The 26,994-nt window shown below is 38.5% G+C and carries 30 protein-coding genes; 21 read left to right on the forward strand and 9 right to left on the reverse strand.

Features of this window, described 5'->3' with window-relative positions:
• Positions 1 to 76 precede the first annotated feature (76 nt).
• Positions 77 to 625: a hypothetical protein gene (locus KYI10_03915; protein QYA33587.1), complete on the reverse strand. Its 549-nt coding sequence runs from the start codon at positions 623 to 625 to the stop codon at positions 77 to 79.
• Between the two features lie 191 nt (positions 626 to 816).
• On the reverse strand, positions 817 to 1,002 hold the full coding sequence (locus tag KYI10_03920) for a DUF5325 family protein (GenBank protein QYA33588.1): 186 nt from the start codon (positions 1,000 to 1,002) through the stop codon (positions 817 to 819).
• A 115-nt stretch (positions 1,003 to 1,117) separates the two neighbouring features.
• Here KYI10_03920 and typA point away from each other — a divergent pair, with 115 nt between their 5' ends.
• Together typA and KYI10_03930 are read left to right on the forward strand one after the other, a co-directional pair.
• Positions 1,118 to 2,962: a translational GTPase TypA gene (typA, locus tag KYI10_03925; protein ID QYA33589.1), complete on the forward strand. Its 1,845-nt coding sequence runs from the start codon at positions 1,118 to 1,120 to the stop codon at positions 2,960 to 2,962.
• A 10-nt stretch (positions 2,963 to 2,972) separates the two neighbouring features.
• Positions 2,973 to 3,317: a YlaH-like family protein gene (locus KYI10_03930; GenBank protein ID QYA33590.1), complete on the forward strand. Its 345-nt coding sequence runs from the start codon at positions 2,973 to 2,975 to the stop codon at positions 3,315 to 3,317.
• 27 nt (positions 3,318 to 3,344) lie between these two features.
• Here KYI10_03930 and KYI10_03935 read toward each other — a convergent pair whose 3' ends face one another.
• Positions 3,345 to 3,821: a hypothetical protein gene (locus KYI10_03935; GenBank protein ID QYA33591.2), complete on the reverse strand. Its 477-nt coding sequence runs from the start codon at positions 3,819 to 3,821 to the stop codon at positions 3,345 to 3,347.
• Between the two features lie 120 nt (positions 3,822 to 3,941).
• Here KYI10_03935 and KYI10_03940 point away from each other — a divergent pair, with 120 nt between their 5' ends.
• The 3 genes from KYI10_03940 to KYI10_03950 all read left to right on the forward strand — a co-directional run bounded on the left by KYI10_03940 (position 3,942) and on the right by KYI10_03950 (position 9,053).
• The gene (locus tag KYI10_03940; protein ID QYA33592.1) at positions 3,942 to 4,217 is read left to right on the forward strand and encodes a YlaN family protein; all 276 of its coding nucleotides are present in this window, start codon (positions 3,942 to 3,944) and stop codon (positions 4,215 to 4,217) included.
• 47 nt (positions 4,218 to 4,264) lie between these two features.
• Entirely contained in the window at positions 4,265 to 5,464 is a 1,200-nt protein-coding gene (locus KYI10_03945; protein QYA33593.1) for an FtsW/RodA/SpoVE family cell cycle protein, read from the forward strand.
• 166 nt (positions 5,465 to 5,630) lie between these two features.
• Positions 5,631 to 9,053: a pyruvate carboxylase gene (locus KYI10_03950; protein ID QYA33594.1), complete on the forward strand. Its 3,423-nt coding sequence runs from the start codon at positions 5,631 to 5,633 to the stop codon at positions 9,051 to 9,053.
• 58 nt (positions 9,054 to 9,111) lie between these two features.
• Here KYI10_03950 and KYI10_03955 read toward each other — a convergent pair whose 3' ends face one another.
• Positions 9,112 to 10,014: a heme A synthase gene (locus KYI10_03955; protein QYA33595.1), complete on the reverse strand. Its 903-nt coding sequence runs from the start codon at positions 10,012 to 10,014 to the stop codon at positions 9,112 to 9,114.
• A gap of 249 nt (positions 10,015 to 10,263) precedes the next feature.
• Here KYI10_03955 and cyoE point away from each other — a divergent pair, with 249 nt between their 5' ends.
• The 7 genes from cyoE to KYI10_03990 all read left to right on the forward strand — a co-directional run bounded on the left by cyoE (position 10,264) and on the right by KYI10_03990 (position 16,716).
• The gene (cyoE, locus tag KYI10_03960; GenBank protein QYA33596.1) at positions 10,264 to 11,184 is read left to right on the forward strand and encodes a heme o synthase; all 921 of its coding nucleotides are present in this window, start codon (positions 10,264 to 10,266) and stop codon (positions 11,182 to 11,184) included.
• A gap of 31 nt (positions 11,185 to 11,215) precedes the next feature.
• Positions 11,216 to 12,277 carry a cytochrome c oxidase subunit II gene (gene coxB / locus KYI10_03965; protein QYA33597.1) on the forward strand — a complete coding sequence of 354 codons (1,062 nt, stop codon included), beginning with the start codon at positions 11,216 to 11,218 and terminating at the stop codon, positions 12,275 to 12,277.
• 52 nt (positions 12,278 to 12,329) lie between these two features.
• Complete coding sequence (locus KYI10_03970) at positions 12,330 to 14,192, forward strand: cytochrome c oxidase subunit I (protein ID QYA33902.1); 1,863 nt, start codon at positions 12,330 to 12,332, stop codon at positions 14,190 to 14,192.
• Positions 14,192 to 14,821: a cytochrome c oxidase subunit 3 gene (locus tag KYI10_03975; GenBank protein QYA33598.1), complete on the forward strand. Its 630-nt coding sequence runs from the start codon at positions 14,192 to 14,194 to the stop codon at positions 14,819 to 14,821. The genes KYI10_03970 and KYI10_03975 overlap by 1 nt, the downstream gene beginning before the upstream one ends.
• A complete protein-coding gene (locus KYI10_03980; GenBank protein QYA33599.1) occupies positions 14,821 to 15,168 on the forward strand; it encodes a cytochrome C oxidase subunit IV family protein in 348 nt (115 codons plus the stop codon). The genes KYI10_03975 and KYI10_03980 overlap by 1 nt, the downstream gene beginning before the upstream one ends.
• A 123-nt stretch (positions 15,169 to 15,291) precedes the next feature.
• Positions 15,292 to 16,245 (forward strand): cytochrome c oxidase assembly factor CtaG, encoded by a 954-nt coding sequence (ctaG, locus tag KYI10_03985; GenBank protein QYA33600.1) that lies wholly within the window; start codon positions 15,292 to 15,294, stop codon positions 16,243 to 16,245.
• Positions 16,246 to 16,254: 9 nt separating this feature from the next.
• Positions 16,255 to 16,716: a DUF420 domain-containing protein gene (locus KYI10_03990; GenBank protein QYA33601.1), complete on the forward strand. Its 462-nt coding sequence runs from the start codon at positions 16,255 to 16,257 to the stop codon at positions 16,714 to 16,716.
• Between the two features lie 60 nt (positions 16,717 to 16,776).
• Here KYI10_03990 and ytvI read toward each other — a convergent pair whose 3' ends face one another.
• Together ytvI and KYI10_04000 are read right to left on the reverse strand one after the other, a co-directional pair.
• Entirely contained in the window at positions 16,777 to 17,826 is a 1,050-nt protein-coding gene (gene ytvI, locus KYI10_03995) for a sporulation integral membrane protein YtvI (GenBank protein ID QYA33602.1), read from the reverse strand.
• Between the two features lie 70 nt (positions 17,827 to 17,896).
• Positions 17,897 to 18,256 (reverse strand): YugN family protein, encoded by a 360-nt coding sequence (locus KYI10_04000; GenBank protein ID QYA33603.1) that lies wholly within the window; start codon positions 18,254 to 18,256, stop codon positions 17,897 to 17,899.
• Between the two features lie 152 nt (positions 18,257 to 18,408).
• Between KYI10_04000 and KYI10_04005 the strand changes: the two genes are divergently transcribed.
• From KYI10_04005 to KYI10_04015, 3 genes are read left to right on the forward strand one after another with little or no spacing between them, the layout of a single operon-like run.
• On the forward strand, positions 18,409 to 19,467 hold the full coding sequence (locus tag KYI10_04005) for a CAP-associated domain-containing protein (protein ID QYA33604.1): 1,059 nt from the start codon (positions 18,409 to 18,411) through the stop codon (positions 19,465 to 19,467).
• 11 nt (positions 19,468 to 19,478) lie between these two features.
• Positions 19,479 to 19,901, forward strand: a complete 423-nt coding sequence (locus KYI10_04010) for a YlbF family regulator (protein QYA33903.2) — start codon at positions 19,479 to 19,481, stop codon at positions 19,899 to 19,901.
• Positions 19,902 to 19,909: 8 nt separating this feature from the next.
• A complete protein-coding gene (locus KYI10_04015) occupies positions 19,910 to 20,473 on the forward strand; it encodes a methyltransferase domain-containing protein (protein ID QYA33605.1) in 564 nt (187 codons plus the stop codon).
• Between the two features lie 43 nt (positions 20,474 to 20,516).
• Here KYI10_04015 and KYI10_04020 read toward each other — a convergent pair whose 3' ends face one another.
• Complete coding sequence (locus KYI10_04020) at positions 20,517 to 21,428, reverse strand: glycerophosphodiester phosphodiesterase (protein ID QYA33606.1); 912 nt, start codon at positions 21,426 to 21,428, stop codon at positions 20,517 to 20,519.
• An 85-nt stretch (positions 21,429 to 21,513) separates the two neighbouring features.
• On the opposite strand from KYI10_04020, the gene KYI10_04025 reads away from it, so the two are divergent.
• Positions 21,514 to 21,759: a YlbG family protein gene (locus KYI10_04025; protein ID QYA33904.1), complete on the forward strand. Its 246-nt coding sequence runs from the start codon at positions 21,514 to 21,516 to the stop codon at positions 21,757 to 21,759.
• Here KYI10_04025 and KYI10_04030 read toward each other — a convergent pair.
• Entirely contained in the window at positions 21,740 to 22,126 is a 387-nt protein-coding gene (locus KYI10_04030; protein ID QYA33607.1) for a hypothetical protein, read from the reverse strand. The two genes, KYI10_04025 and KYI10_04030, sit on opposite strands and share 20 nt — an antisense overlap.
• Before the next feature lie 71 nt (positions 22,127 to 22,197).
• Here KYI10_04030 and rsmD point away from each other — a divergent pair, with 71 nt between their 5' ends.
• Both rsmD and coaD read left to right on the forward strand, forming a co-directional pair.
• Complete coding sequence (gene rsmD / locus KYI10_04035) at positions 22,198 to 22,734, forward strand: 16S rRNA (guanine(966)-N(2))-methyltransferase RsmD (GenBank protein QYA33608.1); 537 nt, start codon at positions 22,198 to 22,200, stop codon at positions 22,732 to 22,734.
• On the forward strand, positions 22,731 to 23,228 hold the full coding sequence (coaD, locus tag KYI10_04040; GenBank protein QYA33609.1) for a pantetheine-phosphate adenylyltransferase: 498 nt from the start codon (positions 22,731 to 22,733) through the stop codon (positions 23,226 to 23,228). Before rsmD ends, coaD begins: the two co-directional genes overlap by 4 nt.
• A gap of 1 nt (position 23,229) precedes the next feature.
• Here the strand turns inward: coaD and KYI10_04045 are convergent, their stop codons facing one another.
• Entirely contained in the window at positions 23,230 to 24,303 is a 1,074-nt protein-coding gene (locus KYI10_04045) for a nucleotidyltransferase family protein (protein ID QYA33610.1), read from the reverse strand.
• 124 nt (positions 24,304 to 24,427) lie between these two features.
• On the opposite strand from KYI10_04045, the gene KYI10_04050 reads away from it, so the two are divergent.
• The 3 genes from KYI10_04050 to bshC all read left to right on the forward strand — a co-directional run bounded on the left by KYI10_04050 (position 24,428) and on the right by bshC (position 26,870).
• Positions 24,428 to 24,943 carry a YceD family protein gene (locus KYI10_04050; protein ID QYA33611.1) on the forward strand — a complete coding sequence of 172 codons (516 nt, stop codon included), beginning with the start codon at positions 24,428 to 24,430 and terminating at the stop codon, positions 24,941 to 24,943.
• Between the two features lie 19 nt (positions 24,944 to 24,962).
• A complete protein-coding gene (rpmF, locus tag KYI10_04055) occupies positions 24,963 to 25,136 on the forward strand; it encodes a 50S ribosomal protein L32 (protein ID QYA33612.1) in 174 nt (57 codons plus the stop codon).
• A gap of 144 nt (positions 25,137 to 25,280) precedes the next feature.
• Positions 25,281 to 26,870, forward strand: a complete 1,590-nt coding sequence (gene bshC, locus KYI10_04060; GenBank protein QYA33613.1) for a bacillithiol biosynthesis cysteine-adding enzyme BshC — start codon at positions 25,281 to 25,283, stop codon at positions 26,868 to 26,870.
• Positions 26,871 to 26,994 lie beyond the last annotated feature (124 nt).

A 26,994-nucleotide genomic window follows, 5' to 3' on the forward strand; every position in this document is an offset into this window, starting at 1 on the left:
GTCAGGACAGCTGACACCCTTTTTGTAGTCGGGGAGATGGATTTCATGTATTACAGAAGTATCGACTAAGACAGTGCTAATGGTGCTGTTTTTTTTTTTTTTTTGAGCAGATACTCATGCGCTCAAGATAGGGTAAAATCTGATCCTTTAGCAGAATATCGCCCGGGTGACTATGGATATCAAGCATGAAGGTCTCATTGAACATCACACATTTTGTATACACGGGCAGTTGCGTTGAAGTTTCAGGCATCACATTGATAACAGAATACTTCATACAATGCAGTTCGGAAATATCGGCGTGTGTGGTATAAGTTGTGCTATTTATAAGCATACCGTCACCGTCAATATGATGTAAACCGCTATAATCATTGAACTTAAATAAATGTACTGCATTATCAGTGATAATAATCAGGTTGATATAGATATTGTGATGCGTCTGATACTGCCATATGCACTCAAAGTGTGTATGGTCAATCTGATTTAAAAGCGCCATAAAGGCATGCTCAAGCTGATAACGTTTATTCAGCTCATGTAGCTGTGCGGCGCAGTGCGTATTGGATGTACGATGGACAAGCGATTCCAGTGCAGTTAATGTATGAGGTTTGCTTAATGGTTTAATGTGCATATCAGTTCTCCTTTGCATTGATGATTATAATATAGCGACTCAATTGGAGATATTCAAATTGCTATATTTAAAAAATTACAAAAAAATCACACTAAAATTTAAAAATTTTAGTGTGATTAATTAAAAATAGTATGAAAGATTAAAAAATAGTGTCTCAAAATTAAAAAGCGGTAAATCGATAAAAAATTTTTTTAAAGCTCACCATTTTCACGAAACTTCTTCTTGAAAGTGAAGCCTACGCCAAAAGTGGCGATAAATAATATCACTGCTATACCTATAAGTAATAAGTTACCTTCAGCAAGTCCGATACTAAAGAGGATAAGCATCAGTACTGCGAAACAAGCAAGTGCGAATTGTGTAATTGTACTTTTCTTCATATAAATTTACTCCTTTTTACTTTCTATAAACTCCATGATATATTAATATCGTATTATATGATATAATATCACAGTTACATAAAAACTGTAAGTTGATTAAGAAGGGAAAGACCACATGACTAAATTAAGAGAAGATGTACGTAATATTGCAATTATAGCCCACGTCGACCATGGGAAAACGACTTTAGTAGATGAATTATTAAAGCAATCGGGAACATTCCGTGAGAACGAGCAGGTTGATGAACGTGCAATGGATTCAAATGATATCGAAAGAGAACGTGGTATCACGATTTTAGCAAAGAATACAGCGATAGACTATAAAGGAACGCGTATCAACATTCTGGACACACCAGGACACGCCGATTTTGGTGGAGAAGTGGAACGTATCATGAAAATGGTAGATGGTGTTATTCTTGTTGTTGATGCATACGAAGGAACAATGCCACAGACGCGTTTCGTATTAAAGAAAGCGTTAGAACAAAACTTAAAGCCAGTTGTTGTAGTAAATAAAATAGATAAACCTTCAGCAAGACCTGAAGAAGTTTTAGACGAAGTATATGATTTATTTATTGAATTAGAAGCAAATGATGAGCAGCTCGATTTCCCTGTAGTGTATGCTTCAGCAATCAATGGAACTGCAAGTTTAGATGCAGCGACACAAGATGAGAACATGCAGAGCTTATACGAAACAATTATCGATTACGTCCCTGCACCGATTGATAACCGTGATGAGGATCTGCAGTTCCAGGTTGCATTACTTGATTATAATGACTATGTTGGTCGTATTGGTATCGGTCGCGTATTCCGTGGAACGATGGAAGTGGGTCAACAAGTATCATTGATTAAATTAGATGGTACAATCAAGAATTTCCGTGTGACGAAGATCTTCGGTTTCTTCGGATTAAAACGTGTTGAAATCGAAAAAGCATATGCAGGAGACTTAATCGCAGTCTCTGGTATGGAAGATATTAACGTAGGAGAAACTGTGGCGCCAGTTGACAATCCTGAAGCGTTACCTGTTCTGCGCATCGATGAGCCGACTTTACAGATGACATTCTCTGTAAATAACTCACCATTTGCAGGTAAGGAAGGGAAATTCGTTACAGCACGTAATATTCAAGACCGTCTTGAATCACAGCTTGAAACAGACGTATCATTACGCGTTGAATCTGTAGGTCCGGATAGCTGGACTGTATCTGGTCGTGGGGAACTGCATTTATCCATCTTAATCGAGAATATGCGTCGTGAAGGTTTCGAACTTCAAGTATCAAAGCCTGAAGTTATCGTAAAAGAAATCGACGGTAAGAAATATGAGCCGTATGAGCGTGTACAAATTGATGTACCGGAAGAACATACAGGTTCTGTTATAGAATCTCTTGGAGTACGTAAAGGTGAAATGGTAGATATGGTTAATGGTGGTAATGGCCATACACGTCTTATCTTTAACGTGCCTGCACGTGGACTAATCGGATACCGTACGGAATTTATGTCGATGACACGTGGTTACGGTATTTTAAACCATACCTTTGATGAATATCGTCCATTACTTAAAGGACGTATCGGTGGTCGTCGTAACGGTGTTCTTGTGTCTATCGATAAAGGGGTAGCAAGTACGTATGCCATCTTAGCGCTGGAAGACCGTGGTGTAAACTTCATGGAACCAGGAACTGAAGTATATGAAGGCATGATCGTTGGTGAAAACTCACGTGATAATGACTTAACGGTTAACATTACGAAAGTGAAAGCAGCAAACAACATTCGTTCTGCGACAAAAGAACAGACAACAACGATGAAGAAACCGAGAATCTTAACACTTGAAGAAGCGTTAGAATACTTAAACGATGATGAGTTAGTGGAAGTTACACCAGAATCTATTCGTCTAAGAAAGAAAACATTAGATAAATCGCAACGTGAAAGAGAACAGAAGAAAGCTAAAGCTGCATTACAGGAAGAAGAATAGGAGTGATTAAATGAACTTTCTTATAGGGAACGTAAGCACGGATCCTGAACAAAGAATGTCATTTCTCGCAAAACTGTTTGCAGTAGATAAAAATCCAGAAGCTGGCATGTGGTATTTACTTATCGCAATCTTTATACTAAGTGCAATCGTCTATAATCTAGGCTTTGCACGTAAGTTAAAGCTATGGCAGAATGTAGTGATCTATATCATGCTATTTTTAGGATGCATCATACTTAACTTCCTTGCGGTATTTCTACCGGTAGGGGAAAGCCTGATCATCGCAGCCATCGTTTTAGGATTATATCGCTATCGACTGCATAAAGAACGTAATCAGAAAATAGAAAACAGAGATTAGGCAGCAGCCTGATCTCTGTTTTTATGTCTATATAATTTCAATTCCCGTTACATGGGCAAGTTTCAAATTTAGTGTATCTTCCAGTAAATAGGCATCGACCATCCCGTCATCATATAGACGTTTACCATCTTTAGAAAACTGAACATAAAAATTCGGTAACGCATCTAATTGAATCTCAGCACTTTCAGTTTCGTTAGTCAGCCTTATACGTGTAGCATCCTGATGAGGCTCAGCATTCCTAATAAATGGTTCGAGGTTCATTAAGAATGTCCCTTCAAGCAGTTGCTGCTTCTTGTATTTCTTTTCTGAAACAAGTGTCGGAGGCTTTGAACCGCCTTCTAATATCTCTCGATTCCATTCATAATTATCCTGAAATGAAATGGTATCATCATCAAGTTTAATCGTTTTCTTGATTGTATCCATCTCAACTTTACGATCATCAAAGATAAAAGTTGAAGGATCCAGTGTAATATTAAAATTTACTTTTCCCTTAATTTGAATTATCATCACAATCACCCTTTCAATCATATTATGATATACATTGGTCGATTAGTAAATGCTTGATTTTTAAAGGCTCGTGCTATAGAATTTTAAAGTATAGAATATGAAATGAGGGAGTATGCTATGCAGGGGAATAATGATTACAAACAAAAGGCATATGACCAGCTTAATCAAGATGCAGACAAGATTCTGCAGCTGATTAAAGTCCAGATGGATAACTTAACGATGCCTCAATGTCCACTTTATGAGGAAGTTTTAGATACACAGATGTTCGGGTTAAGCCGTGAAGTTGATTTTGCAGTGAAGATAGGACTTGTGGACGCCGATGAAGGGAAAGCATTACTTGTGACGCTTGAGAAAGAATTATCTAAGCTCCATGATGCGTTTACCAATATTTAAGTCTAAAGCGCATGCTTTAGACTATTTTTTAGAAATGAGCGGATTTGATGAATTACTTGAAAGAATTTTTTGATTATGTTAAGCACAATACTAAATATGTGGATTTTCCGTTGCTGATTACATATGTTGTACTTACGCTTACAGGGCTTGTGATGATCTACAGTGCGAGTATGGTTGCGGCGACACGTGGGACATTGACCGGTGGTATACCTGTCAATGCAAACTATTTCTATGTTAGACAGTTGTTTGCAATTATCCTTAGCTTCGGTATCGTTTTTGTAATGACTTATTTTATGTCGATTAATCTGTTGTACAACAAGAGATTACAGCAGTTTGCAATCTTTGGTGTCATGGCGCTACTTATTCTCACCCGAATTTTCGGACGTGAGGTCAATGGTGCGAAGAGCTGGCTAAATTTAGGATTTATGCAGCTACAGACTTCTGAGCTGCTGAAGATTGTGGTGATCATCTACCTGGCATATATCTATAACAAGAAACGTAATCTTGATAAACTGAGTACGGATATCATCGCACCACTAATTCTTGTAGGACTTTGTTCTGGTTTAGTACTGATGCAGAATGATTTCGGCTCCACAGCACTGATCCTGATGATTGTTGGCAGTATCTTCTTATATTCAGGTATTGCTATTAAGACGGTACTTAAGATGGGGGCATTAGTCGCTGTGAGTCTAGCGACCGTTACATTATTTTCTCTAGGCACGGGCCTTACAAACTTTCTCGGTGCCCATCAGAAACAGCGTTTTGAAGTACTTGCAAATCCCTTCAAAGATGAAAGTGGGGCAGGATATCACCTATCCAACTCACTGCTTGCTATCGGTAATGGGGGATTCTTCGGTAAAGGATTAGGTAACGGGGTGATGAAGCTTGGGTATCTGCCTGAGCCGCATACCGATTTCATCTTTGCCGTGATTGCTGAAGAACTGGGGCTGCTCGGTGTGATTGTCATCATCAGTCTGCTCTTTTATATTGTGTTTAAAGGGTTTGTCTATGCAGCAAGCGCGCGTACAATGTTTCATAAGCTGATCTGTGTCGGCGTATCCAGCTATATCGGAATCCAGACATTTATTAATCTCGGTGGGATCTCCGGATTAATTCCTTTAACTGGAGTGCCGTTACCATTTTTAAGTTATGGTGGATCGAGTTTGATGAGTTTATCTATTGCAATCGGATTACTGCTTATGACATCGAAGGATATTAAGCGAGATAATGAACGAAGAAAAGTATAGAAATAAATTAGAGACTGGATGATTAATGCCTTTCTCTTTTTTTCTACTACCATGTGAAAACGGTAACAATATGACGAGTTCGTGTCAATTATGGCTAAAAGCAGAATGTTCTTAACAATTATAATATAATGTATAAGAAATGAAATGAACTGAGTGGAGGCTGTATATGAAAACGATTAAGAAATTACTTGTCGCTAACCGTGGTGAAATTGCAATACGTATTTTTAGGGCTGCTACAGAACTACATATTCCGACTGTTGCAATCTATTCTAAAGAAGACAAAGGTGCACTTCACCGATATAAGGCAGATGAGGCTTATATCATTGAAGGCGCAAGTCCGTCTGATTGCTATCTTGACATTGAAGCGATTATAGAGACTGCAAAATCATGTGGTGCAAATGCAATTCATCCGGGGTATGGTTTCTTAAGTGAAAATCAGCAGTTTGCAGTGCGCTGTGCACAAGAGAATATCATCTTCATCGGTCCGGAAGTCCGTCATCTCGATATGTTTGGTGACAAGATAAAAGCACGTAATACAGCAATCCAGGCTGGACTTCCGGTGATACCCGGAACAAAGGATGCAATTAAAGGTTTAGATGAAGCGGTGCAGTTTGCACATGATAAGTATCCGGTTATGATAAAAGCACTGTCTGGTGGCGGTGGAAAGGGCATGCGTATCGTGCGCAATGCTGAAGAACTGGAAGAAGCCATTTCACGCGCACAATCAGAGGCAATGAAATCCTTTGGAAGCAGCGAAATTTATATTGAACAGTACATAGATGCGCCGAAGCATATTGAAGTTCAGATCATTGGAGATAAGTTCGGCAATATTGTTCATCTCTTTGAACGAGATTGTTCAGTACAACGTCGACACCAGAAAGTAGTTGAAGTTGCGCCATCAGTCGGATTAAGTGATACCGTAAGAATGAACATCTGCAATGCTGCGGTTGATCTGATGCAGCAGATTTCATATGTCAACGCCGGAACGGTAGAATTTTTAGTTCAGGGAGAGAATTTTTATTTTATAGAAGTAAACCCGCGTGTTCAAGTAGAACATACGATTACAGAGATGGTCACAGGGATAGATATCGTTAAGTCACAACTACTGATAGCTGATGGGGCAAAGTTAAGTGATGAACGTATCGCGATTCCACAGCAGCACGAGATTGTGACACACGGCTATGCGATTCAATGTCGAATTACGACAGAAGATCCTGCTAATAACTTTTTACCGGACACAGGTCGTATCACAGCGTATCGCTCAAGTGGCGGGTTTGGTGTGCGTCTTGACGCAGGTGATGGCTTCCAGGGCGCTGAAATCTCTCCTTACTATGATTCACTGCTCGTTAAATTGTCTACGCATGCTCTTACCTTCAAGCAGGCTGAAGAAAAGATGGTACGTTCATTAAAAGAAATGAGGATCCGCGGTATTAAGACGAACTTACAGTTCCTTCTGAACGTAGTTCAGCACCCTATGTTTACTGCAGGTAATTACAATACGCGTTTCCTGGAACTTTATCCTGAATTATTTGACATAGAAGCCCCTAAAGATAGAGGGACGAAGACGTTAGCATATATCGCTGATATTACTGTGAACGGTTTTCCGGGTATTAAAAAGACCGAGAAACCTGACTTTGAACTTCCGCTTACCAAGACCTTTAAAGCCACTGGTTTATCAGGAACGAAGCAGCTGCTTGATGAACATGGGCCATCTTATGTCAGCGACTGGATCAAAGCGCAACAAGAAGTACTGATTACTGATACAACATTTCGAGATGCGCATCAGTCATTGCTGGCAACACGTGTGCGTACTAAAGATATGCTTGCAATCGCATCACAGACCAATCATCACCTAATTGATAGCTTCTCATTAGAAATGTGGGGCGGTGCAACATTTGATGTAGCATATAACTTTCTGAAAGAAGATCCGTGGGAGAGGCTCAGAAAGTTACGAACGGCTGTACCAAACATACTATTTCAAATGCTCTTAAGAGCATCGAATGCTGTCGGTTATAAGAACTATCCAGATAACGTTGTGCAGCAGTTCATCCGAGCGGCAAGTGATAATGGTATCGATGTCTTTAGAATATTTGATTCGCTTAACTGGCTCGATCAGATGAAAGTAGCCAATGAAGCGGTACTGAATGCAGGTAAAATTTCTGAAGGGACCATCTGTTATACCGGCGATATATTAAATCCAAAGCGTTCAGATGTCTATACGCTAGACTATTATTTAAAGATGGCTAAAGCGATGGAACGAGAAGGATTCCATATCCTAGCGATAAAAGATATGGCTGGCCTGTTGAAACCTGAAGCAGCTTATATATTAATTCAGGCATTAAAAGCAGAAGTATCATTACCAATTCATCTGCATACACACGATACGAGTGGTAATGGTATTATGACGTACAATAGAGCAATCGATGCGGGTGTTGATATTATTGATACAGCGATTTCCAGTATGAGTGGACTGACAAGTCAGCCTTCGTTGAACAGTCTCTATTACAGTTTAGAAGGAAAAGACAGACAGGTACGTGCAGATATAGAAGGACTTGAAGCACTTTCACATTACTGGTCAGTGGTGCGCAAGTTCTATCATAACTTCGAAAGTGATATACAGTCACCAAACACTGAAATATACCAGCATGAAATGCCAGGAGGACAATACTCGAACATTGAACAGCAGGCGAAAAGCCTAGGTCTTGGCGATCAGTTTGAAGCGGTTAAAGATATGTATAAAAGAGTGAATATGATGTTCGGTGATATTGTTAAAGTTACACCATCTTCCAAAGTCGTCGGGGACATGGCATTATACATGGTGCAGAACAACCTTGATGAACAGACAGTTATAGAACGCGGAGAAAGCCTTGACTTCCCGGATTCCGTCGTATCCTTCTTTAAAGGAGAGATTGGACAACCGTCAAATGGCTTTCCTGAAAGATTGCAAAACGTCGTATTAAAGGGAAAAGAACCGCTTACTGTACGACCTGGGGAAGCATTAGCACATGTAGATTTCAATGAACTGCAGCAGACGCTTACAGAACGTTTTCAAGATGTCGCTGAGGAAGATGTCCTCAGTTATGCACTATATCCGAAAGTATTTGAAGTATATAAAGAGACAGAAGCGCGATATGGCAATATTTCATTGCTCGACACCCCGACATTCTTCTATGGTATGCGCAAAAGTGAAACTGTAGAAATAGATATCGATGCCGGCAAAACGCTGATTGTGAAACTACTGAGCATTGGACATGTGCATGAAGATGGATATCGTACGTTATATTTTGAACTTAACGGGATGCCAAGACAAGTACGTGTGAAAGATAATGCGGCTGAAGTAAGTGTCAATACATTACTTAAAGCAGATGCTAAGAATAACAAGCATATTGGAGCGCAGATGCCAGGTACGGTTGGAGAAATTAAAGTGTCAGCAGGAGCGCACGTTCGTGCGGGTCAAACGTTGATGATTACTGAAGCGATGAAGATGGAGACAAGTGTACAGGCGCCTGTAGATGCGGTGGTGAAACACATCCATGTAGCAACTGGAACAGCTATCCAGACAGGCGATTTGTTAGTCGAGTTTGAATAAAATAAAATAAGCGTTGGCAATGATTACATTGCCGACGCTTGTTTTTATGTGAAATCATTTATTTTGCTCTGCTAATAAGCAGGATAAAGTAACATAACAGGCCAAAGAGTAAAGTTATAAACAAGGCATGGAGTAGCGCGATGTAGAGATTAACTGCTGTAAATATCGTTAATGCACCAGTTGTTACTTGTAAACAGATTAATATGAAAGCAATCATATAACCGTATTTAATAACACGGTACTGCGCGTAGTTCTGCATAGCATGAAAGGCAACATAAGTCAGCCATATAAATAGAATGAAAGCAAGCGTTCTATGGCTCATCTGCACCCATTCATAGAAATTCTGAGGCAGTGTAAACGCACCTTTACGACAGAGCGGCCAGCTGGAGCAGGCGAGGCTTGCTTTCTCATGGCGTACGAGTGCACCACTATAGATAACAAAATAGATAAAGCTTGTGAGCCCGATCGTATGACGTCTAAGCTTCGGCTGTAATGTGAGTTTAGTTGCATCAAATTTCTGATCGACTTCAAAGATAAGCAGTGTAAGTAGAAATACAGCACTGAAGCTAATCAGTGATATTCCGAAGTGAAGCGCAAGTACAAAACCATTCTGCTGCCACATCACTGCCGCCGCACCGATCAAAGCCTGTGCAAAGATAAATCCGATGCTCATATAGCAAAGGAACTTTGTTTCTTTCTTATGACCAATATATTTTATGCTGAGTATTACAAGCCATGTCACAGATAATAATGCGAGACCTGAGACGCCACGGTGAGCAAGCTCAATCAAGGTCTCTTTCGGAATATGAGTCGGAACAAACTTTCCGTGACAAAGTGGCCAGCTACTACCACAGCCATCTGCAGATCCTGTCTTTGTTACGAGTGCACCACCAATCTGAACAAATAGCATGAGCACGGTCGTAAACAATGATAACCATTTTAAATTCTTTTCTTTTAACAACAAAAACACCTCTATCTATATTCTTAACATCTATAAATAATGTCATTTTATCTCATTTCTAAATAGTATATACTTAAGTTATAGTATATCAATCATAGGGATAAGTAAATGTGTCACATTCGTGAACAATTGAAATTACTTGTAAAAAAGAAAAATGTCACAATTTAATTTCGAAAATGTATAGAAAATGTGACAGTTTTCATATATTATTGTTATTATATGCGTTAGTATTGTAAAAGGAGGGTGAAAATGCAGAATGAACACATTTTAAAAGGTGTTAAACCAGTTGAACGGCGTCTGACTTTTAAAGATGTAAAAGCGATTGTGAAGCTTGGACTCGTACAAGGCAATTTAATACCGGCGTTTGCAGGTGCGTTTATTGCAATTATGTTAAGCGATCGTTCATTTTTAAGTAGTATACCTGAACTTTTAACGATGCTTTTCGGCACTACACTAATTATGGCAGGAAGTTGTGCACTGAATAACTTTTATGACCAGGATATTGACAGTATTATGCCAAGTAAGCAAAATCGACCATCTGTAACCGGTAAAGTTTCTACAGCTTCGATTCTACAGCTCAGTCTTGTGCTTATGGTCGTCGGAGAAATACTTTTGTTCATGATTAACATCGAGACAGGAATCATCGGATTTCTTGGCATCTTTGGCTATGTTGTCTTATATTCAGTCTGGTCTAAACGACATCTTGTGTCCAACACAGTAATAGGAAGTTTTCCAGGTGCGATTCCGCCGCTTGTTGGCTATGCAGCGATTGAACCATCTCTTAGCAGCACAGCGTGGATGCTTTTCATCATTATGTTTATATGGCAGCCTGCACATTTCTATGCGCTTGCGATTAAACGTAGTGAAGAATATGCACTTGCTAGCATACCGATGCTACCTTCAGTTAAAGGGTTTAAACGTACAAGGCTTTCCATGTTGTTTTGGGTGCTGCTTTTGTTACCGACACCATTTTTTATGCAGGAACTCGGCACGGTATTTATCGTACTTGCTTCGGTACTAAATCTAGGATGGCTGTTATTAGCGATTTCTGGATTTAAATCAAATGTTAAAGAAAATAAATGGGCAATGACAATGTTTGTTTATTCTTTAAACTATTTGATGATATTTTTTGTTATGATAGTAGTAGTTACATTAATTCAAACGATTTGATTATGAATGGTGAAAGAGGGGTTAGAATTTAATGAAGAACAATTTAAAAAATGTAAAGCTGATCGGTTTATTTTCATTATTGTTAATGACCTTAGCGGGTTGTGGTAAAAATGAACTGTCTGCTTTACGTCCTGCAGGGGAAGTTGCAAAGGATCAATTTAATTTAATGATGCTTGCGGTAGGTATTATGGTTTTCGTTATTATTGTAGTAGTAGTTATCTTTATTTTAGCTGTATTTAAATTCCGTCGCGGCAAAGTCGGTGAAGACTTTGTACCGAAAGATGTTCATGGGAACCATAAGTTAGAAGTGATCTGGACAACGATTCCAATCATCTTACTTATCATCTTAGCGATACCAACTGTTATGTTAACATTTAAACTAGCAGATACGAAAGCAATGGATAAGGTTGATGCTAAAGGTAAGAATAAAGAAATGATTGTTGATGTAACTGCAAATCTGTACTGGTGGGAATTTGAGTACCCTAACGAAGGTATCGTAACAAGTCAGGAACTTGTTGTTCCTACAGATACAAAAGTTTACTTCCGTCTGCATTCAGCTGACGTAAAACACTCATTCTGGATTCCGGCAGTGGGTGGTAAGATGGATACAAACGTTGAAAACATCAATAAATTCTACTTAGTGTTTGATGATAAGAAAGCGCAAGACGCGAAAAACATGTTCTACGGAAAATGTGCGGAATTATGCGGACCATCTCACGCATTGATGGACTTCAAAGTTAAAACAATGGATAAAGACCAGTTCAAAACTTGGGTATCTGATATGAAAGCTATCAAAAACCCTGTAGCAACAACAGATGCTAAAGAGGGCGAAAAAGTATTCAAGCAGTCTTGTCAAGGTTGTCATGCTGTAACACCAACTGGTAAAGGTGCTAAAGGTCCAAACTTAACAACATTTGGTGACCGTAACCGCGTTGCTGGTGTTATGGATCATAATGAAGAAAACCTTAAAAAATGGATCAAAGATCCTGAATCAGTAAAACCTGGTAACAAAATGACAGGTGCTTACAAAGTTTCAGATAGTGAAATTGATGCGCTAGCTAAATACTTAATGGAACGTAAAGTTGAAAAGTAGTAAATAAAGGGAGGTTACACATTTGGCTACACAAAAAAAGCGTGGTTTACTAATGGAGTACTTAACGACAGTAGACCATAAAAAAATTGCAATTCTTTATTTAATCATGGGTGGATTGTTCTTCGCCATGGGTGGTATCGAAGCGATGATCATTCGTATTCAGCTTGCAGTTCCTGAAAATGATTTCGTCTCTGCGGGATTATTCAATGAAATGATTACGATGCACGGTACTACAATGATTTTCTTGGCAGCAATGCCATTACTGTTTGCATATATGAACGCAACAGTACCGTTACAAATTGGTGCACGTGACGTTGCATTCCCATTCCTAAATGCATTAGGGTTCTGGTTATTCTTCTTCGGAGGTGTATTCTTAAACTTATCTTGGATTTTAGGTGGCGCACCAGATGCAGGGTGGACTTCATATGCTTCACTGTCACTTGCATCAGAAGGGCATGGGATTGACTTCTATGCATTAGGTTTACAAATTTCAGGTGCTGGTACTTTAATTGCAGGGATTAACTTCCTTGTTACCATTATTAATATGCGTGCTCCTGGTATGACATTTATGCGTATGCCATTAATGACTTGGACAACATTAGTTGCTTCAGCTTTAATCGTATTCGCATTCCCTCCACTGACTATCGGATTATTCTTGCTTATTTTCGATAGAATGTTTGGAACAGGATTCTTTGTAGTATCACAAGGGGGTAACACAATTATCTGGGAACACTTATTCTGGATTTTCGGTCACCCTGAAGTATACATTTTAGTATTACCAGCATTCGGTATTTTCTCTGAAATATTTGCAACATTCTCTAGAAAACGTTTGTTCGGTTATTCTGCAATGGTATTTGCAACAGTATTAATCGGTTTCTTAGGCTTCATGGTTTGGGCACACCACATGTTCACTGTAGGTCTAGGTCCAACAGCGAACGCGATTTTCGCAGTAGCGACAATGGCAATCGCCGTACCAACTGGTGTGAAGATCTTCAACTGGTTGCTTACTATCTGGGGTGGTAGTATCGAATTTACGACGCCGATGTTATATGCATTAGCGTTCATCCCTACATTCGTAATGGGTGGTGTTACTGGTGTAATGCAGGCATCAGCACCAGCTGACTATCAGTACCATGATTCATACTTTATCGTAGCGCATTTCCACTACGTAATCGTTGGTGGGGTAGTATTCGCGTTACTTGCAGGCTTGCATTTCTACTGGCCATTAATGTTCGGTAAGATGTTAAGTGAGAAATTAGGTAAAGTTTCCTTCGCACTATTCTTTATCGGTTTCCATCTAACATTCTTCCTACAACATTTCTTAGGATTAATGGGTATGCCACGTCGTGTATTCACTTACTTACCTGGTCAAGGTTATGACACATTTAACTTAATCTCTACTATCGGTGCTTTAACGATGGCCGTAGCAGTCATTATTTTATTGATAAATATTATCTTAACTACAGTGAAAGGTCCTAAAGTAGGACGTGACGCTTGGGGCGATGGCCGTACGTTAGAATGGTCATTACCAATCCCAGTACCATTTTATAACTTTGCACAAACACCACTTGTGCGTGGATTAGATGCATTTGATCTTGAGAAGAAACAAGGTAATGGTGAAATCTTACCAGCTGAGTCATTAGGTGATGTTCATATGCCAAATAACTCAATCTTACCATTCGTTCAGTCATTAGGATTATTCGTTGCAGCATTTGGTGCTTTATACTTAGCAGATGGACAAAAATGGGCACTTGATGCAGTTAAAGATTTACCGGTTCAACCATGGGCTCCATTTGTATTAGTTTTAGGTTTAGCGATTACAGCAGGAGCAATGATTACACGTTCTGTAGTTGATGATCACGGTTATCATATTACTAAAGAAGAGCTTATCGAGTACGAAAGAGGTGTTAAATAATGGCACATCATGAAGAACAGATGACAGTCGAGAGATGGCCAAGTCATCCTGAGACAGCTTCATTAGAAGGTAAGAACAAATTATTAGGATTCTGGATTTTCCTGGGTGGAGAAACAGCACTATTTGCATCATTGTTTGCAACTTATTTAGCACTTAAGGACCATGTTCCTAGTGAAGATCATCTTTTAGCGAAAGATTTGTTTCATTTACCACTTGCATTTGTAATGACGATGTTACTTTTAACTTCGTCTCTTACAAGTGTGTATGCACTGTATCACATGAAGAACTATGATTTCAAAAAGATGATTACATGGTTAATTATCACAGTACTTCTCGGCTTAGGATTCTTAGGTCTAGAAATTTATGAGTTTGTTGAATATGTTCATAAAGGTCATACATTCCGTTCAAGTGCTTTTGGTTCAGCTTTCTACTTCTTAGTAGGAACACACGGATTCCACGTTATTATTGGATTAACTTGGATTATTCTGTTAATCGTACGTAATATGAAGCGTGGTTTAAGCGTATATAATGCAGCGAAATTTAATACAGCAGCATTATATTGGCACTTTATCGACGTAGTCTGGGTATTCATCTTTACAGTAGTTTACTTGTTAGGGGTGTTAGGATAATGTCAAATGAATTAAATCATACGAATTTTAATCAAGAACGCTATGAATTTGAGAAACGTTCAAGAACAGAAGAAATGAGAATGCAGGTAACAACTTTTGCAATTATGATCTTCTTAACATTTGTTTCTTTTGCAATGGTTGCAGCTGGACTAAGCAAAGAATTTGTTATCCCAGCAGTCTTATTACTCGCACTCATTCAAGTTATTCTTCAATTCTATTACTTTATGCATATGAAACATAAAGGGCATGGAACAGCTCAGTTATTTATGTTAACTGGATTGTTTATTGCAGGTAGTTTTGTTTTTATGGCGCTTTACTTAACTTGGTTAGGTGACCCATTAAAATAAGAGTGAACCCGGAGTAATCCGGGTTTTTATTTTTGCCACAAATTAGTTGAAATATTGTGCTTTATTCTTCAAATTGTACGCTATAATAGAAATGATTGAAGTATAAATTTTTGGAGTGATTTTATGGGTAGTATTAGTTCTATCAGGATATTCGGATTTTTAGCGAACTGGAGTCCTTTCTTTTTAGTTGCCATTATTTTCACGACTATCGTGTTTTTCTTGATAACAGGGAGATGGCGCCATGAAATTCCTGGCAATCGACCGTTGAAACGTTCAGAAGCAGTTATATTTATTATATGTATGTTTTTACTGTATGCAATGAAAGGTGCGCCAGTGGATCTACTTAGTCATATTATCTTTAGCTTCCATATGTTACAGATGGCCATCCTTTACTTACTTATCGTGCCACTGTTATTCTTTGCGATACCGGAATATCTAATTGATTATTGTATTAAACTGCCTATTATTGAACGTGTCTTTAATTTTCTGACGCGTCCGATTATAGCGCTGATTACGTTTAATGGATTGTTCTCAATCTATCATATTCCAGCCATACTGGATGGTTTAAAGCAGAATGCGACATTACACTCATTGTTTACAATTCTTTTGTTTATTACTGCATTCTTTATGTGGTATCCAATATTTAACAGGACAGCTCTTGAGCGTAAGCAGCTGTCAGGTCTTGTGAAGATTGGCTATATCTTCGCAATCGGCGTACTTTTGACGCCGGCGTGCGGGCTGATTATCTTTGCCAGTCATGCCATGTATAAGACATATACAGATCCAGCGGCATGGATGAGTGCCATGACCCTTTGTGTGCCTACAGGGACATTACAGGATATCGTTCAAAATTCGAGTATTAGTGGCCCGCAGTATTTCACAAATATGACACCAAAAGAAGATCAGCAGACCGGTGGCGTAATCATGAAGGTGCTACAGGAAATATTCTTTGGCTTCATGCTGTTCCACGTTTTCTTTAGATGGTCAAGAGAAGAGAGAATGAGTTCTGAGGAAATAACACAGAGAAGTTTGGATGAAAAGTTACAGCAGGATGCTTATTTTAATCAATACAGATAGGAGAAGAATATGAATTTACCAATTTTACCTACAATCAGTACGACATTTATCGTTATCAGTGCCATACTGGTAGCAATCGGATGGTTTAAAATCGCACGACGTGATATTGAAGGACATAAGAAGACGATGCTACTAGCAGGTGCAGCGGCCCTGACATTCTTTATTATCTATGCTACAAGAACAATCTTTATTGGGAATACAGCATTTGGCGGACCTGATAGTATCAAACCGTACTATACAATTTTTCTGATTTTTCATATTACACTTGCAACGACCGGTGGGGTGCTAGGATTAATCAATATTATTACGGGTCTTAAAAATAATTTAAAGATTCACCGTAGAATAGGACCGATTGCCTCAATTATCTGGTTCTTCACAGCAATTACAGGTGTAGCTGTTTATCTACTGCTTTATGTATTTTATAAAGGTGGAGAGACAACATCGGTTATTAAAGCGATTATAGGTGGCTAAATAAAAAAACGATCAGACACTATGTCTGATCGTTTTTTATATGCATAAAGGTTTAAAGGATTACACTTTAAAGTTTAAATTAAAGGCACCTGACTCTAATATGATGAGTATGATGATCAATACAATCGGCCCGATGAAGAAACCGACAAAGCCCATAAGCTTTAATCCGATAAACATCGCAATAAGCGTAGGGAGTGGACTGAGTCCAACGCCTTTGCCCATCACTTTCGGTTCTAATACTTTTCTTTGAATGAGCAGGAAGACCGATAATAGAACGAGTTTGACAGCGAGTGATGAGTCTCCAGTTATATATGCATAGAGCGCCCATGGAATAGTCACACCTGTAGCACCGAGTATGGGCAGCAAATCGACGAGGCAAATGATAAAGCTTAATACGAGTGCATTTTTTGGTGTGATAAATAACAGTCCGATAAAGGTGAAGAACCAGGTGATTCCGGATAATATAAAAGCCGCACGCAGCATACCAAATACGGATGAGGATACTCTTTTCCATATATACATCGCTTTTTCATAAGTTTTATCGTACGTATGCTTTCTGATAAAGGCATGCATATTCGGTATTTCCAGCATAAATAAAAATAAGGCGACTAAAAACACAAGTCCAGAAATAAAAGTTTCTGGTAAGCTTGCAACTAAATTAGTGATACGTTCAGCGTTAAAATAGTTTAATATTGCATCTCTTAGATTAAATAGAAATTTCTGAGTTTCATCAAATAATGCATTGGAAACACTTTCTGGAATCATCTTAGCAAGTCGTGCTTCAAATTGTGTCCATGCATCTAATATATTGTTCATCTTGTCTGGCAAGTCTTTTGAAAACTGAATAATATGCTGGATAAGCTTCGTTAAGAATAAATACATAAATAATAGGATAAACGACAGGATAGAAGTATAAACAATCGTTACGCTCCATTTTCGGCTCCTCACCTTTTGCTCCAGCAACTTTACAAAGGGCTCTATCATAAGCGCCAGAATAAGTGCGACGATAAGCGGAATGGATATCGGAACGATAAAGTAGAAGAAGAGCAGTGCGATGACCGCAATTGCTAAGAATGCGATATTTCTTTTTGTTATTAGTCGTTTGAACATTGCATCACCTCATATAATAAACAACCGAATGAAACATAGAAAATTATGCATCACTCGGCTATACTTAATATTATTTTTGAATTGCTACGATATCATTAAATACTTTATTGATTGTTCGTTTGCAATGGTCCACAAGCTTATCTGAGAAGTATTCATCTTCTCCGTATTCAATACCTGTTGGATAATAATGTTTACCTAAATAAGGGTCCATCATCTGAAGTTTGGCATCACGTGCTCCAACATCCCCTTCAACTGCGTAACCAGGAATACGTAGGTAGTAGATTCCTTCATCAAGTTCGTATTTTAAGTCGTAGGTTACACGTTCGTAATCCCAATGCCCGCCAAGAACAAAGCCATGCTTATTCATTACGTGCTGGATTAATGATTGATCAGCAACGATTGATTCAATGCCTGAATTTGCGAATACCATATTATAGTTCCTCCCTAAGTCATTCTACTTTTAATTTTATGATAAAATCATACTTTCTGCAATCGAATATTCATTTGATTTTAAATAATGTTAAAATAGTTATAGAATAAAGGAAGATTGTCAGGAATTGAGGTGTATTTTTGAAAAGTATATTGATAAAGTTATTATTTATATTACTTGGCTCGATATTTTTATTTTATCTGTTCTATTCGCCGTCGAGCAAGTTTGATATATTAGAAAATCCAGCAAAGGATAAAGTTTCGCATAAACAAATTGAAAAAAAAATAACGCATTCAGTAAAGCAACCTGCTTTAACTGAGGGGATCGGTCAGTATATCGGTAAACCTATCGATGTAATGACGAATAAATTTGGTTATCCGAATCGTATCTATAGTTCGAACTTCAGTTACAGAAATTTTGTTTATAAATTGAAGGATGCCTATTATATTGTTGGAGTGAAAGACAACCGCATCAAGATGATCTATGCGACAGGCAAGGATGCAGATGTTGCACCGTATGAAATATTAAGTCCTTCCGGCAAAATGTTCGATGGTAGCAATATTGTATCAGAACCTATTATTTCTACGCAGGATGGAGATTATCAGTTCCAGTTATCTGAGGCTGACATAAAGACGCAGGCACTTGTGGAATATGAAGGGCTCTTTATGCAGGTCTTTATCGATAGGTTTACAGGTAAAATAATGGCGGTGAGATATCTTTCTCCGGATACATTAGTAGAAATGCAGCCCTATGCAATGAGTTATAATGGAAAGACGATAGAGAAGAAGCTCAAGGACGAAGTGCATCGAATAGAAGAAATTGCTATTAACAGTAATGAGGTCCTTACGATGTTTGAACTGACAAACACAATGCGTGAACTGAATGCACTTGAACCTCTAGATACGAATGAAATTATCAATCATACTGCTCAGTTTCAAGTAGCTAAGCTCAGCAATGAGAAGCAGCAGGTCACATCGGTAGAAGACGAGATCGGCTCTAAACTCAGTGCCGAAGGAATCGATTATCATCATCTGTCTCAAAACATCGCCTATAACTTTGAAGATGTACCAGGTGTTATCAATAGCTGGATGAATTCAGTGGAACATCGTAACAATCTATTGAATAAAAACATCAACGCGATGGGTGGAGGCATTTCAGGGAGCTATAACTCACTTATATTTTTAGAGGATTTATCATTGAAAGAAGATTAGGAAGTGAAGTCTTGTTATATACAGAAGAAATATTTGAATGTATTGAAAGTGCTGAACACATCAATACGATGTTAAAGCACAGTAGCGCCTATCATGAATACCGTGATAGCTATATAGAAATTGCACAAAATAAAGAGGTGCAGCAGCTGAAACGTGATTTTCTGAAAATAAAAATACAATATGAGGAAGTTCAACGATTTGGCAGGTATCATCCAGACTATACGAAGATTATGATGGAGACAAGAAAGCGTAAGAAGGCATATGATATGCATCCACTTGTAGTCCTGTTTAAACAGAAGGAAACGCAATTGCAGCAGTTACTAGATGAGATTATTACCATCGTGGCACATGCGATTTCAAATGAAGTAAAGGTTGAAAGAGGGAATCCGTTTTTTGTAGATCATGTTTGCAGTTCGGGGTGTGGCTGTAGTTAGGAGGATATATGAAAGAGGATAAGTTGATTCAAAAATGGATAAGAAAGAAGAAATTTTTGAATCGGCCGGATGAAATGCTTTATCGTAGTCGAAGTACAGATTTGCTCTACACACAGTGGATGAGTGCCTATATACTTAAATATATTCATTTTAACTATCATGATAAGGTGCTATGTATCGGTTGCCATGGTGGAAAGTGGGTTAGTGATATCGATAGAACGGTGAATATCAAAGGATATATACTCGATCAGTCCGTACGTCAACTCCAGTATGCCATGCATCTTTATCCGCATTTCAACTATGATATTTCTGATGAGCATCTTCCCTTTAAAGAACGTAAGTTTCATAAAGTGATTATCAATCAGCCTTTTGACAGTTTCTATGAACATGAGGCGCTCATTCAAGAACTGCAGCGTGTTACAAAGAAAAAAGGGCGCATCATCCTGTTTCAGCGTAAAGGTATTTTACATCCAAAGTTGAATCTTGAGCCATTGTTACAAAATACTATATTAACGGTGACACAAGAAACTGCATATAAAAATATGCTGATTTATGAGCTTAAAAGGAAATAAATAAGAAACATCGTGCGTACGCACGATGTTTCTTATTATCATATTATTGACTAATATTTCGTTTAAGCCTCATCGCAATGTCTGGTCGATCGGTGACGATTGTATGGGCACCAGCCTTTAACAATTGTTTCATCTGATCGATACTATTGATAACCCAATAACCGGGGGCGACATTTTGAGATTGCAGAAATTGTATAAACTGAGGTTGTGCCAATGAAATGCCATAAAAATGCGTAGGAATCTGAAACGTATCCGCCTGTACATGAGCCATATTTTTATAGTTAGTACTATAAAGCAGAAAAGTACGTGCGACTTCTTTTTCTCCGGCACCATATGCGATCTCTTTATCACATCGGTTACGGAAGCGTCTGATCTGCTCATCATAGAAACTTGTGATTAATACTTGATTGAAAGCTTGAGCATCTTCAATGACTGCATATAATGCGTCGATGATACGTTTGCCAGCAGCTGTATCCGGTCCATCTTTAATATCAATATTAATACGAATATCTGGAAATATGCGGATAAGGTCTGATAATGTTACAATCTTTGCATCTGGATGGGCACGAAATGGCTGCTCACCATTAATATCTGTAAATCGGTAGCCAAAGTCAAGCATCTGTAACTCTGCTAACGTATGATCATATACAAGTCCTGATCCATTACTCACGCGGTCAACCGTAGCATCATGCAGCACAACGACCTCATTATCACGCGTTAAGCGAATATCAATCTCAAAGCCATCTACATCAAGTGTCTGAGCATGCTTGAACGCGAGCATTGTATGTTCAGGACGTAACTGCAGCCCGCCACGGTGTGCAAATATATAAGGTGCATGACCTTTAAAGTATGGTTTAACATTTTTGGCTGCTGGCGCTTTTCGTCTGCTGATAAGCGCCGTACTAACGGCGTAGAAAGCACCACCTATGGCAAGTAGTTTCATATATTTATTCAACTGTTTGACCTCCGAATAATTTTGATAATTTAATTTTAACAGAACACATGGTACTATTAAAGAAATGAAAGAGAGGAATATGATGATGTCCATCGTTGAGAGAACACAACTCATAATTTATATAAAGAGTCCGAAACACGAAAGACAGCTACGCAAATTCGGACATATCGTGCATATTAATCGTAGTGAAAAATGGTTATCAATGTACATAAATAACGATAAACTAGAATGGACGCTTGAACAGCTTGAAAAACTTAAGTTCGTTACAAACGTCGTAAGTTCTTCATACAAATTACTGAAGAAAGATTATTCTAATACATCGGTGGAATAATACGCTGTAGACGTAAGACACCTGTTAAATATTGATAGTAGAGTTCATCTTCATAAAAATGCTGCTTGCTTTTTATCTCGTGCTCTATCACTTTGATATTATATTGATCGGCCCAATTCTTGAGCATATCATATTTCTTGCTTTGACCATGATATGGATATTTGATGCATTCAAATATGCTGTACATTGCCTGAAACTTATCCTGTGCCGGATGCATAATCAGAATACAGGACGTCTTCGGCTCAGCTTCAAGTGTCGTATGCAGAAATAATAGACAGTGGACGCGTTCGTGATTATATTTCATCAGCTGTTCGAATTCAAACAGGTCGCTTAATCCTGTTCCTAGAGGTATAAATGTCTGTTTCATCGTTCGACTCCTTTTTAGGTGATAAATTAAGTATACTAAATTTTTTATGGAATGGAATATGGGGGAGTATTATGAGAGTTATCGGTGGTAAATATAAGCGCTTTCCTTTAGAAGCGTTAAAGGGTGTCACAAGTCGTCCGACGACAGATAAAATAAAAGAGACGATGTTCAATATCATTGGGTCACTGGAAGGAAGCGGGCTTGATCTGTTTGCTGGCAGTGGTGCTCTTGGAATAGAAGGGATAAGTAGGGGACTAACGCATGTTGTATTTGTAGATGGCAGCTTCCAGGCGGTCCAGGTCATCAAGAAGAATGTTTCAAAGCTTGATGAACAGGTTGAAGTCTATAAGAACGATTATAAACGAGCGCTCAAGGCTCTTGTTAAGCGAGAGATGCAGTTCGATATCATCTTCTTAGACCCGCCATATGATAAGGGGATTATTAATGATGCACTGCCGTTCATTCGCGCAAACAAGTTACTTAAACCAGGCGGCTTAATTATGATAGAATGTGAAAAGCACGAAACAATCGATACGTTAGATTATGAAGTGCTGAAACATGAGAATTATGGCATTACAAAACTAATCTTATTAAGAGGGATAGAATGAAGAATATAGCAGTTATACCTGGCAGTTTCGATCCGATTACTTTAGGGCATCTTGATATCATTAAACGCAGTGCAGGGCTCTTCGATGTGGTTCATGTATCAGTGCTGAACAATGCAAGTAAACAAGGGTTCTTTACGATTGAAGAACGTATCGAAATGATTAGTGAAGCGGTTAAAGATATTCCGAATGTTGAAGTTGAGTATTTTCAAGGACTACTTGTGGACTACTGCAACAAAGTAGGTGCAAAACAAATTGTGCGTGGTCTACGTGCAGTCAGTGATTTTGAATATGAGATGCAGCTGACAAGTATGAATAAGAAGCTTAATGATGATCTTGAAACATTATATATGATGACAAATAATCAGTATTCATTTATTTCATCAAGTATGACGAAAGATGTTGCAAAGTACGGTGGGGACGTTTCAAGTATCGTACCCCCAAATGTTGAACTTGCTTTAAAACAAAAATATGCAGAAATAAACAGAAGACCTTAGTTTAAGGCCTTCTGTAGATTACTGGGTTGTTGAATTCTGTCTGTGATTGACCCGTCAGTATGTTGTATACATCAGTAGCTTTAACTTCCAGCGAGAAATAATGCACATTCTGTTTGTTAATATTCGTTATAATTGGAACAGGACAGAGAGTCTTCACCTGTTTAATATAATTTCTTCCTTGTTCATTCATAGCAAGTACACGGATTGCTTCAATCTGAGGCTTTGATTCCGATACGTTGAGCAGGATATAGGTGAGTAGTCTTCGAATCCGTGCTTTCGTATAACGCTTAGTACTTAAGCATTCTATAAGGTGATCATAGCTTTGAGCCTCATGAATATACTTCTTGATGCGATATTCCAGACCTTCATACATCGTGTATATTGTGCGCAGTGTACTTAAGTCGCTCGAAACGATGCGGTATTTTAACAGCTGAAAGAGCATGTCTTTATTTAACGGATGTGCGATATACTGTAATGAAGACTGAGGCAGCGCATGCTGGAAGCGTGCTGCGTTATAATAGGCTTTACGGATTGCTGCTGCGCTTGAAATTTCTCCGGTCAATGATTCATCAAGATAGGCATTGCTGACCCTTTGTACGGGAAAGAACGATAGTCCGGTATGTGCACCTTGTCTTATATATTGTACTGCAAGGATATCGTTACTCTTTAGGCCGTTTGACATAAGTTCTGCGTATCCGATATCTCTGCGTGTCGGTTTTATATTATCAAGTCGCATCGCTTCGTGAGTGAGTGCTTGCAGATCATTGCTTTCGCTCCCGAATGACAATGTATCAGCCTGTAACATGTGTGCTACTGATACGCCGCCATATGCGAAATCATCTGCATAGCTCATCGCATAGAATTGCGGTAATTCAACGACAAGATCACAATGATGAATGGCCATCTGTGCACGCTGAAATTTACTGACGAATGCAGGCTCACCGCGCTGCGTAAATTGCCCGCTCATAATCGCGATGATAACATGCTCAGGAAATGCTGCTTTTATTTTGTTGATATGAAATAGGTGTCCGTTATGAAATGGGTTATATTCTGCGATGATCGCTATTGCCTTCACTAGTATTTCTCCTTTTCAGCGTTTATAATGACATTGTAACAGATTTATCTGTTAAGAAAATATCTTGACAAAGTACATATATAAAGTGTAAAATAAATTTTGTGTTTGTAAGAGGTGAAACCATATGAAATGGTCATTAACTGAATTAAGAAAGCATCGTGATAATGCTTTGTCAGTTGATTCAGAAATCAACTTAAATGAATTAATCAAAAGCCTGGACTTAGTCGATTTATCTCTGATACATGTTGAAGGTAAGCTGACACCGAAGTCTAACGAAGTTATCGCTGACTTACATCTTACGGGTCATTATGTAATGACGTGTGCAAGGTCGCTTGAAGATGTAGTTGTTCCGTTTGATATCCAATCGATTGAGTATTTTGATGATAGTGAATTTGAAGTTGACTATGAAGATAACAGACATCCATTAGAAAATGGTGTGATTGACCTTAAACCTGTTATCCAGGAGTTAGTCGTGCTCAACAAACCTGCACGTGTGGTAAAGGATGATGTTGATCTGACATTAACGAAAGGTAACGGTTGGGAAGTTATTGATGAAAGTCAATTAGAAGAGGAATTACCTAAGGTTGATCCTAGGTTAGCGAAACTTCAAGCTTTAAAAGACAGTATGTCTGAACAATAAGTGATAGGAGGCAAAAACAATGGCAGTTCCATTTAGAAGAACATCTAAAACAGCGAAAAGAAAACGTCGTACACACTTCAAATTATCAGTGCCTGGTATGGTTGAATGTCCATCATGCGGAGAAATGAAGTTATCTCACCGCGTATGTCCATCATGTGGGTCATACAATGGTAAAGAAGTAGTATCTAAATAATAGTGATTGCAAGAGGCCGGAAACAAATTCCGGTCTCTTTTATTGTGTCATTGCTGACTAAGGCTACTTATTTATAAGCCGTTAAATTGTTTTTTAAGATGATAATCATTATACTAAGTAGTGATTATATGCGAGGTGTAGATAGTGGAACATTATAAATTTTTAGAAGAGTCATCAGGGTCATTTATTGATCGATACATACATACGGAATTGAGTGCGTTCTATCATTATGCAGTAAGCGAGGCGGGACTAGCGGCAAGAAGTGACGTACGTCCTAATGGAAGAGAACGAGAACTGAGCGATGTGATTGCACAATATATGGGCGATGACATCTCACATGCTCAGCGCACTAACATTGCAGCAATAAGAGAAGGTCACCAAGTCGTTATCGGTGGACAGCAGGCAGGACTCTTTGTCAGCCCGATGTATACAATCCATAAGATTATCTCTATTGTTGTTATGGCGAAGGAACAATCAAAGCGACTTGGAAAGCATATCGTACCGGTATTCTGGATTGCAGGAGAAGATCATGATTTTGATGAAGTGAATCACGCAAATATTTATGACAACGAAAGCATTATTCATCGTGTGAAGTATTATCCAAAACAAGAGGTAACGGATTCTGTCAGTCACGTTCAGATGGAAACAGAAGCCTTCCATGCAGCGTTAAACAAACTGATTTCATTGCTGGATGAAACTGAACATACGAAACCGCTTTTTGCAATGCTCTCTCAACTTCCAGATAACTGGACGGAACACTTCCATAAGATTGTACACGAGCTATTTAAGGCTTATGGTGTTCTGTTTATTGACAGTCATTATAGTCAATTGAGGGAATTAGAGCGAGAACTGTTAACTTGGCAGTTTGAGCACCATCTTGAGATCGATCGTGCTTTTCGTGAGGGGCAGGACAAACTTGCTGAAACTATAGGTGAACGTCAGATTGTTACGGATACGAATGTTCATATGTTCATGCAGTATGATGGTATCCGTCAGTTGCTGAAGTATGAAGCGGGGAAGTATGTGTTACCAAAGTCAGAGGTCTCATTTACTAAAGAAGAAATCTTGCAGATGATTGCCGCGTCACCAGAAATATTCTCAAATAATGTCGTGACAAGGCCGCTGATGCAGGAACTTGTATTTAATACGCTCGCTTTTATCGGTGGACCTTCAGAAATTAAGTATTGGGGAGAACTGACACAAGTATTCAATCTTGCGAATATTAACATGCCAGTTGTTGTGCCGCGTATGCGTATTACGTATATTACTCCGGAACATTTAAAGATTATGGCACGTTACGATATATCAATAGATGGACTGTTTCAAGAAGGTATAGAGTATTTTGAGCAAAACTTCTTAAAGTCAAAAGAAAACTATCTAGTTGAACAAGAGATTAATACGATGCAGCAGCAGCTGGATGCATCTTTTAAAGCGATTCAACAGCTAGATAGTGATGTAGAGCTAGCAAAACTGGCACAAAAGAATCTTCAACACCATCATATGCAGTTCAACTATTTTTTAGAGACATATCGCAAGCAGATTAAACGCAGACATAATACTGAGATGAAGCATTTCAACAAGCTGCGCAATGAGCTGACACCTGGGGGACTGCAAGAGCGTATCATGCACCCCGCGCAATTATTGAACCGTTATGGCCTGGATGTATTCTCTGATGTTATCGATACGTTTGAAACGTATCAGTTCGAACATTTAATAATTAAAACAAATGAATAAGACGAAGCCTGTTACATTGATCTTAACAATGTAACAGGCTTTTTCTGTTTTAAACAATTAATTATAAAAAAAATTGCATAAATAGTGGAGGAAAGTGGGGGGGTATGGTAAATTAGATTTAAGG

Source organism: Macrococcus sp. 19Msa1099 (assembly GCA_019357535.2).
GTDB classification, from domain to species: domain Bacteria; phylum Bacillota; class Bacilli; order Staphylococcales; family Staphylococcaceae; genus Macrococcoides; species Macrococcoides psychrotolerans.

Coding starts and splice junctions, on each gene's coding strand:
- KYI10_03915 (QYA33587.1), bottom strand. CDS start 625: ATGCACATTAAACCATTAAGCAAACCTCATACATTAACTGCACTGGAA.
- KYI10_03920 (QYA33588.1), bottom strand. CDS start 1,002: ATGAAGAAAAGTACAATTACACAATTCGCACTTGCTTGTTTCGCAGTA.
- typA (QYA33589.1), top strand. CDS start 1,118: ATGACTAAATTAAGAGAAGATGTACGTAATATTGCAATTATAGCCCAC.
- KYI10_03930 (QYA33590.1), top strand. CDS start 2,973: ATGAACTTTCTTATAGGGAACGTAAGCACGGATCCTGAACAAAGAATG.
- KYI10_03940 (QYA33592.1), top strand. CDS start 3,942: ATGCAGGGGAATAATGATTACAAACAAAAGGCATATGACCAGCTTAAT.
- KYI10_03945 (QYA33593.1), top strand. CDS start 4,265: ATGAATTACTTGAAAGAATTTTTTGATTATGTTAAGCACAATACTAAA.
- KYI10_03950 (QYA33594.1), top strand. CDS start 5,631: ATGAAAACGATTAAGAAATTACTTGTCGCTAACCGTGGTGAAATTGCA.
- cyoE (QYA33596.1), top strand. CDS start 10,264: ATGCAGAATGAACACATTTTAAAAGGTGTTAAACCAGTTGAACGGCGT.
- coxB (QYA33597.1), top strand. CDS start 11,216: ATGAAGAACAATTTAAAAAATGTAAAGCTGATCGGTTTATTTTCATTA.
- KYI10_03970 (QYA33902.1), top strand. CDS start 12,330: ATGGAGTACTTAACGACAGTAGACCATAAAAAAATTGCAATTCTTTAT.
- KYI10_03975 (QYA33598.1), top strand. CDS start 14,192: ATGGCACATCATGAAGAACAGATGACAGTCGAGAGATGGCCAAGTCAT.
- KYI10_03980 (QYA33599.1), top strand. CDS start 14,821: ATGTCAAATGAATTAAATCATACGAATTTTAATCAAGAACGCTATGAA.
- ctaG (QYA33600.1), top strand. CDS start 15,292: ATGGGTAGTATTAGTTCTATCAGGATATTCGGATTTTTAGCGAACTGG.
- KYI10_03990 (QYA33601.1), top strand. CDS start 16,255: ATGAATTTACCAATTTTACCTACAATCAGTACGACATTTATCGTTATC.
- ytvI (QYA33602.1), bottom strand. CDS start 17,826: ATGTTCAAACGACTAATAACAAAAAGAAATATCGCATTCTTAGCAATT.
- KYI10_04000 (QYA33603.1), bottom strand. CDS start 18,256: ATGGTATTCGCAAATTCAGGCATTGAATCAATCGTTGCTGATCAATCA.
- KYI10_04015 (QYA33605.1), top strand. CDS start 19,910: ATGAAAGAGGATAAGTTGATTCAAAAATGGATAAGAAAGAAGAAATTT.
- KYI10_04025 (QYA33904.1), top strand. CDS start 21,514: ATGTCCATCGTTGAGAGAACACAACTCATAATTTATATAAAGAGTCCG.
- KYI10_04030 (QYA33607.1), bottom strand. CDS start 22,126: ATGAAACAGACATTTATACCTCTAGGAACAGGATTAAGCGACCTGTTT.
- rsmD (QYA33608.1), top strand. CDS start 22,198: ATGAGAGTTATCGGTGGTAAATATAAGCGCTTTCCTTTAGAAGCGTTA.
- coaD (QYA33609.1), top strand. CDS start 22,731: ATGAAGAATATAGCAGTTATACCTGGCAGTTTCGATCCGATTACTTTA.
- KYI10_04050 (QYA33611.1), top strand. CDS start 24,428: ATGAAATGGTCATTAACTGAATTAAGAAAGCATCGTGATAATGCTTTG.
- rpmF (QYA33612.1), top strand. CDS start 24,963: ATGGCAGTTCCATTTAGAAGAACATCTAAAACAGCGAAAAGAAAACGT.